Below are 1,483 nucleotides of genomic sequence, written 5' to 3'. Positions count from 1 at the left end.
TTTCGTATATAATAGCAAGAATTTGAATCAGTTGGATGCTTTTTCTAGTAATTCTGGTATTAATGTAATGATTATTAATATGCAGGCTTTTAATACTTCTTTAAAGGAAGGCGGAAGGAGCAAGGAGTCGAGAATTATTTACAGTAAGCGTGACGAGTTCCAATCCAGACGTCCTATTGATGTTATCGCTGCCAATAATCCTATTTTGATTTTGGATGAGCCTCAAAAAATGGGTGGGAAAGCTACACAAAAAGCTTTGAAGAATTTCAATCCTTTATTTACGTTGAATTATTCTGCTACTCACAAGAACCAACACAATTTGGTGTATGCGTTGGACTGCGTGGATGCTTACAACCAAAAGTTGGTTAAGAAAATTGAGGTCAAGGGTTTTCAGGTGAAAAATTTCAGAGGAACTGACAAGTATTTGTATTTGGATAGCATTATATTGTCACCGAAGGATCCTCCAAGAGCTAGAATTGAGTTCGAAATAGCTTACAAGAAATCAATCAACAGAGAGACTAGGATTGTGTCTGTGGATGATAATTTGTATGAATTGTCGAACAATATGGAGCAGTACAAGGGTTATCGAGTTTCTGAGATTAATCCGATTGATTCAACTGTTAGTTTTGTCAATGGAGAGGTTATTAAAAAGGGCGAGGTAACAGGAGATGTTACTGAGAAGGATATTCGACGTGTTCAAATAAGAGAGACTATTAAGTCGCATTTTGAAAAGGAACAAGAGCTTTTTAATAGAGGGATTAAGACGTTGTCGTTGTTTTTTATAGATGAGGTTGCAAAATACAGGCAATATGACGATGATGGCGAAGAAATCTTGGGTGAGTATGGTCAAATTTTTGAAAAAGAATATATTTCGGTGTTGAATGAATACCGTACAATATTTGACACTCCTTATCAAAAATATTTGAATGAAATTAGTGAGAAGGATACTCATAAGGGATATTTTAGTATCGATAAGAATGGTAGGTCTGTAAATAGCAATGTGAAGCGTGGTCATGAGTTTTCTGATGATATTTCTGCGTATGATTTGATATTGAAAAACAAGGAAAGACTTTTGAGTTTTGATGAACCTACTAGGTTTATTTTCTCGCACTCTGCTTTGCGTGAAGGCTGGGACAATCCTAATGTTTTTCAGATTTGTACTTTGAAACAAGGCAGTTCTACGACTATGAAAAGACAAGAGGTTGGAAGAGGACTTAGACTTTGCGTCGACCAGAATGGTTTTCGTATGGATGAACAGTCGATTGGGAGAGCGATGGTTCATCAGATTAACAAGCTTACTGTTATTGCTAGTGAAAGCTACAGGGATTTTGTATCAGGATTTCAAAAAGAATTGAAAGATGAATTGACACAACGTCCAAGAAGCGCAACGGTTGATTATTTCGAAGGAAAAGCTGTGGAATTAAATGGAGAAGAACACAGAATTACCAGAGGAGAAGCAAAATCTATTTATAAATATTTGATT

At 35.9% G+C, this 1,483-nt stretch carries 1 pseudogene; it reads left to right on the top strand.

Features of this window, described 5'->3' with window-relative positions:
• Positions 1-1,483 (top strand): annotated as a pseudogene (locus KHW44_RS09550) (restriction endonuclease subunit R); the annotation flags it as partial.

The organism is Finegoldia magna (genome assembly GCF_018371055.1).
Lineage (GTDB): Bacteria > Bacillota > Clostridia > Tissierellales > Peptoniphilaceae > Finegoldia > Finegoldia magna_I.
Note: the sequence above shows the minus strand (reverse complement) of the source record. Positions and strands in the feature narration are given on the sequence as shown.